Annotated in this window: 7 protein-coding genes and 1 pseudogene; 6 read left to right on the plus strand and 2 right to left on the minus strand. The window is 37.1% G+C overall.

The window, feature by feature from the left end:
* Positions 1–106 (plus strand): annotated as a pseudogene (locus MZO40_RS16575) (IS5/IS1182 family transposase); the annotation flags it as partial.
* 175 nt (positions 107–281) lie between these two features.
* Here the strand turns inward: MZO40_RS16575 and MZO40_RS16580 are convergent.
* Positions 282–527 (minus strand): helix-turn-helix transcriptional regulator, encoded by a 246-nt coding sequence (locus MZO40_RS16580; RefSeq protein ID WP_181021340.1) that lies wholly within the window; start codon positions 525–527, stop codon positions 282–284.
* Entirely contained in the window at positions 503–808 is a 306-nt protein-coding gene (locus tag MZO40_RS16585; RefSeq protein ID WP_064578710.1) for a DUF6442 family protein, read from the minus strand. Before MZO40_RS16585 ends, MZO40_RS16580 begins: the two co-directional genes overlap by 25 nt.
* A 229-nt stretch (positions 809–1,037) precedes the next feature.
* Between MZO40_RS16585 and MZO40_RS16590 the strand changes: the two genes are divergently transcribed.
* The 5 genes from MZO40_RS16590 (at position 1,038) to MZO40_RS16610 (ending at position 4,788) form a co-directional block, all read left to right on the plus strand.
* On the plus strand, positions 1,038–1,355 hold the full coding sequence (locus MZO40_RS16590) for a PadR family transcriptional regulator (RefSeq protein ID WP_181021341.1): 318 nt from the start codon (positions 1,038–1,040) through the stop codon (positions 1,353–1,355).
* Entirely contained in the window at positions 1,352–2,182 is an 831-nt protein-coding gene (locus tag MZO40_RS16595; RefSeq protein ID WP_064578712.1) for a hypothetical protein, read from the plus strand. The genes MZO40_RS16590 and MZO40_RS16595 overlap by 4 nt, the downstream gene beginning before the upstream one ends.
* Positions 2,183–2,368: 186 nt before the next feature.
* Positions 2,369–2,446: a putative holin-like toxin gene (locus MZO40_RS16600; protein ID WP_076661461.1), complete on the plus strand. Its 78-nt coding sequence runs from the start codon at positions 2,369–2,371 to the stop codon at positions 2,444–2,446.
* A 288-nt stretch (positions 2,447–2,734) separates the two neighbouring features.
* A complete protein-coding gene (locus tag MZO40_RS16605) occupies positions 2,735–4,126 on the plus strand; it encodes an MFS transporter (protein WP_064578713.1) in 1,392 nt (463 codons plus the stop codon).
* Positions 4,126–4,788, plus strand: coding sequence for an HD domain-containing protein (locus MZO40_RS16610; protein WP_064578714.1), 663 nt, complete (start codon positions 4,126–4,128; stop codon positions 4,786–4,788). The genes MZO40_RS16605 and MZO40_RS16610 overlap by 1 nt, the downstream gene beginning before the upstream one ends.
* Positions 4,789–4,947: the final 159 nt, after the last annotated feature.

The following is a 4,947-nucleotide window of genomic DNA, read 5'->3' on the forward strand; positions in this document are numbered from 1 at the left end:
GCTAGATAAATGTCGGCGCCTTTGGAAAAATTGCGAACGACATCTTAGTACTAGTCACCAAATGGTTGTTTTAGCTTATTTGATTGTGATGCTCAAAAGATATTAGACAGGTTCTAACATTTTAGCCATGGTAGATTGTAAAATTATTTGGGTCTAGAATTTTTGGTGTTGGAAAGTATTTCCATTCCAAAAGTACTAGGCCCTAATTTAAAAAGCCATTGATAATGGATCAAAAGCGACCAATAGGGTATACCCTAATGGCCATATGATCTAATTTGGTCCTATTCTTCTTTAAAATAAAACAAAGCTTCAAATTTCTTGTCCAGAGCAAGACATAAAAACAGTGCCAATTTTGCTGACAGTACAAATTCACCAGTCTCGATATTGCTGATTGTTTGGCGTGAAACCCCAACTAACTTCGCTAGTTGGGGTTGATTCAGACTCTTTTCTGCTCGCGCAACTTTTAAGTGATTTTCTAAAATTATGTTTTTCAAGACAACTTCTACCCTCCAATTACCACAAGCCATGCAGTGTAGAAGACCGCTACGATTAGGAAGAACGACGTCAGAATAGATGCCAGAGAGTGTTTCTGGATGACTTGTGCTATTTCAACGCCTAACCTGCCAAGTAAAATCAAAAAGAACACATCACTAAGAGGTTCATGCCGAAATAACCGGATAATTAGCATGAAGAGTAAAACCAGCGAGTAAAATCCAAATATAATACTTTGACTTTTTAAAATGGTATTCCTTTTCCCTTCATCATCCTTTGCCAGTTGAGCTGCTTTTAATATTTTGTTTTTATCCATTGTAGCGCCTCTATTGTCAAGTAAACTAGTCAACACTAGACTTTGTGGAGGAATAAAAGTAATAATGATCTTAGCCATTCAGTCTAAGTAATCAGACTATTTGAGCGCTTGTTAAAACATATCTAACTAGTTTGCTTTACAAACCAGTTAGATATGTTATGCATACTAATATGCAATGCAAAGTAGTGAAGAAGGTGATTACTTGTCCCAATCAGATATTTCCAGCCAAATGCTTAAAGGTATTTTCCAAGGGTGTTTGCTACTTCTAATTAATCATCAACCTTATTATGGTTATGCAATTAGCCAAGAACTTTCAAAATATGGCTTTACAGACGTTCCTAAGGGGACAATTTATCCACTGCTGATGAATATGGAGAGAAAAGGGCTGATTGTCGGTAAAACTAAGCCTTCCAAAGAGGGCCCACAACGAAAATATTACTATATAACCAGCACTGGGAAGCAAGCTCGAAAAACCTTTCTAACTCAATGGGCTAATCTCTCAATCAACGTTAATGACCTAATCAACGAAAGAAGGAACGACCAATGAATAGCGATAATTTGATCAAAGCTAACAACCTGCTTCGCAAAAAATTGACCTCTGAAAATCAAAAGTATTATGAAGATTTGCTAACTTATATCCGTGGGAAGTCAACCTTTAATCGAGAAAAGGACGTTGAACAGCTTTTGTTAGAAATCCTACATGATTTAATTGACGCTCAAAACAATGGTCAAAACGCAGAAGACTATTTTGGAAAAAATCCACAAACATTAGCTGATGAAATCCTCCAAACATTACCCAAATCATTCTTTGAAACATTTAAACTAGCTTGTTACATCTTGATTGGTTATGTCCTTTTATTTGCCACTCCCAATATCGTATTACCAACATCAAATTTAGATTTTGGTAAACTGATTATTCTCGGCACAATTAGCTTTGTTTTTTCACTCGTAGTCTTGTGGTTAATTGGACAAGAAACTTATCAAAAAAACAAGTTGATAAAATTGGCCAGCTACGTGCTTGGAACAATTACTTTCGCTGGTATCGTTATTGGCAGCGTCTTCTTAAAAACGCCGCTTGCGATTAGTTTACCCGGCTGGTATGGGATTGGAACCATTCTCGTTTTGCTTACCATCACAACAATGATTTATACAGCTGAGCGTAAACGGCTACCGTTTCTAATCATTGTTTATATTTTTATTGTGATTGATTCTCTACTTGGAATTGGTGCCCGAATTCCTGGCCTCTCCGTTTTTCTAACCCAACCAGTTCCTAAATCAACAGCACTATGGGTACTAGTGATTGGAGGACCGATCGTCGCACTCATTTGTGGGTTTGGCTCTTGGTGGTATTTAAAAAAGCATGAAAATTTGTGACGTAACAAATAAAGATGAGCAGTAACTGTTCGACACATATTTTTCCTGTATAATTAAAACTTGTAGAGAAGTTAAGGCGGTGGCTATTTCCGATCGGAGGTGGTGCTTATGGTGTTAAACCTTTAAAGCCCATAAATCCTAACGAAAGGAGTAGCCTATGTGTCCGTTGCGGACGCTTTACAATTAATGCTGGCTTTCGGTACGTTTATCGTAGCCTTGATCGCATTAATTGTTGAGCTGATCAAAAGTCAGCAAAAAAAATAATCCGTCTTAGCTTTGGCGAGCAGATGGATTATTTTTAGTCTAATCTATTAAGTTTGCCACCGTCTTAAACGGCTCTACATGGGAAGCCCTGTTATCAGCGGGGCTTCCTTTTTCTGTCTACATTATAGCATGACTATAACTGACTTTCGACTATTTTTAATGTAGTTTCTCAAGGACTAGAGAAACTTAGTTTGCTCTTAAAAACATGTATGAGCAATCGCCATAACACTATATATAGTGTTATAATCTAATATAAAAACAACATATAGTAATCAGAAGGTGTAATTCTTGGTTCAAGAGAAACACAACAAATTATTGAGCGCCATAATTTCGATTGGGCTTTTAAGCTTTTTAGGAATAGTTGTTGAAACAGCGTTAAACATTACCTTCCCACAATTAACAAGATATTTTTCTATACCTATCAGTCAAGTCCAATGGTTGACTACTGGATACATGTTAGTCTCAACTAGTTTGATTCCATTTGGCTCCTTCTTGTTAAAACGCTTTCGCGTGATAACCTTATTTAGAATCTCATGCTTAAGCTTTTTAGTTGGTACATTGATTGCCAGCTTTGCCAACAGCTTTAATTTAGTTTTGCTAGGCCGGTTATGTCAGGGAATTGCTGATGGAATCGCGTTACCGTTGATGTTTGCTGTCATACTAAATCAAGTACCAAAGAAAAAAGTTGGTACTTTTATGGGGATAGGCAGTCTAGTTATTGCCTTTGCGCCAGCCGTTGGCCCCATATATGGCGGTATAATTCAGGACACATTAAATTGGCATTTTCTGTTTATAATTTTAATACCAATTATTACGGTTACTTGGCTGATTGGTGAGCTTAGTATTGAACAAAGATCACCAGTTCATTACGTTTCCTTCGATTTACGTGGGGGCATTTGCTTAGCCATCTTTTTGACAACGACGTTGATATTTATTGTTAATTTAACCGCTAATAGTAACTCTTTTAAATTGAATTTGTTTTTACTAGGAACAGCTTTCTTTAGTGGCTTGTTTTTCCTTCTTAATGAGAAAAATAAGAACCATAAATTGTTGGAATTAGCTCTTTTTAAAAACAAACGTTTTTTGCAGTTGTTAAGTGCCTTTTTTTTGTTGCAATTCAGTTCTTTGAGTATGTCCTACTTAATCCCCAATGTGCTACAAATACTTTTTGCCCAGTCACCTGGCTTGGCAGGATTTCTAATTGCTCCTGCCGCTGTGATTGATGCAGTACTGTCAGTGGTTGCGGGGATTATTTACGATAAAACTGCGCCCCGTTTACCAATTATAAGTGGTTGTACAATAATTGGACTGACCTTTTTGGGCGCCAACCTATTTACGCCAAGTATTGGCGGGCTAATTTTAATATATATGCTTTTTATGGTGGGACTGAGCTTTAGCTACAGTAACATCATGACCTATAGTTTGTCTCAACTACCTGCTAGTTTAGTAAATGATGGTAACTCGATTTACATGACCGTTCAAGCTTATTCAGGAGCGGTTGGAATTGCAATATCGTCGTCCATCGTTTCTTTGCTACAGAAGCAACAGAAAAGTGTAATTTTGGGGACAAGATGGGGATTATCAATCAATTTCTTGATTTTACTTTTGGTTGCAGTATTCACGCTTTCCCTATGCCTGATAGCTTTAAAAAATAAAGTGACTAAAGGAGATAAAGATTAATGAGTTTAGATGATATAAAATCGTTTTCTAAGGGAAATATGGCTTTTGATCCAACCGGGCATGATTTTCTTCATGCCCAAAGAGTTGCTAAGCTAGCTCAAAGAATATATATAAACGATTTTAAAAAAGATGAAACCGATATTGGTCTGTATATTGTGAAAGCAGCTAGCTATTTGCATGACACCATAGACGAAAAAGTCACTGCGGATAAAGAGAATAGACTGAGGGAAGTACGAATTATACTTGATCATGAGAATATTACAACTCCGACTAGAGAAGACATTTTAGATATTATTCAGCATATGTCATATGCGGACAACCTTGAACACCATTACCAGCTTTCTAACGAAGGTAAATGTGTTCAGGACGCTGATAGACTTGATGCACTAGGTGCAATCGGCATAGCACGTGCATTTGCTTACGGCGGGCACGCTGGACAAGAAATATACGATCCCAAAATATTAGTGAAGAAAATCAAAACACACGATGATTATCGCCATCACAAAAGTACAACCATCAATCACTTTTATGAAAAGCTGCTGAAATTAGCAGGTTCAATGAATACCAGAATGGGAAAGCAAGAAGCCCGTCGTCGAACAAAGTATATGCGTGATTTCTTATCTGAATTCCAAATGGAAACAGGTGTAAAAGATGAGACATAATGAGTATCTATTAGATAAATCGTATTTCGAAAAAGTCGCTGTACTTTTTAATAAAGGACAGTCTGATCCCCTGCTAGGTGAGGCCATGTGAACATGGAATAATCTTCAGGAAGGTTTCACAGTCAATGAGCGTCTTCCAGACACTCTCGTTGATGTTGC

The sequence above is a fragment of the Lactiplantibacillus sp. B652 genome (assembly GCF_023806745.1).
GTDB classification, from domain to species: Bacteria; Bacillota; Bacilli; order Lactobacillales; family Lactobacillaceae; genus Lactiplantibacillus; species Lactiplantibacillus pentosus.

Coding starts and splice junctions, on each gene's coding strand:
- MZO40_RS16580 (WP_181021340.1), bottom strand. CDS start 527: ATGGCTTGTGGTAATTGGAGGGTAGAAGTTGTCTTGAAAAACATAATT.
- MZO40_RS16585 (WP_064578710.1), bottom strand. CDS start 808: ATGGATAAAAACAAAATATTAAAAGCAGCTCAACTGGCAAAGGATGAT.
- MZO40_RS16590 (WP_181021341.1), top strand. CDS start 1,038: ATGCTTAAAGGTATTTTCCAAGGGTGTTTGCTACTTCTAATTAATCAT.
- MZO40_RS16595 (WP_064578712.1), top strand. CDS start 1,352: ATGAATAGCGATAATTTGATCAAAGCTAACAACCTGCTTCGCAAAAAA.
- MZO40_RS16600 (WP_076661461.1), top strand. CDS start 2,369: ATGCTGGCTTTCGGTACGTTTATCGTAGCCTTGATCGCATTAATTGTT.
- MZO40_RS16610 (WP_064578714.1), top strand. CDS start 4,126: ATGAGTTTAGATGATATAAAATCGTTTTCTAAGGGAAATATGGCTTTT.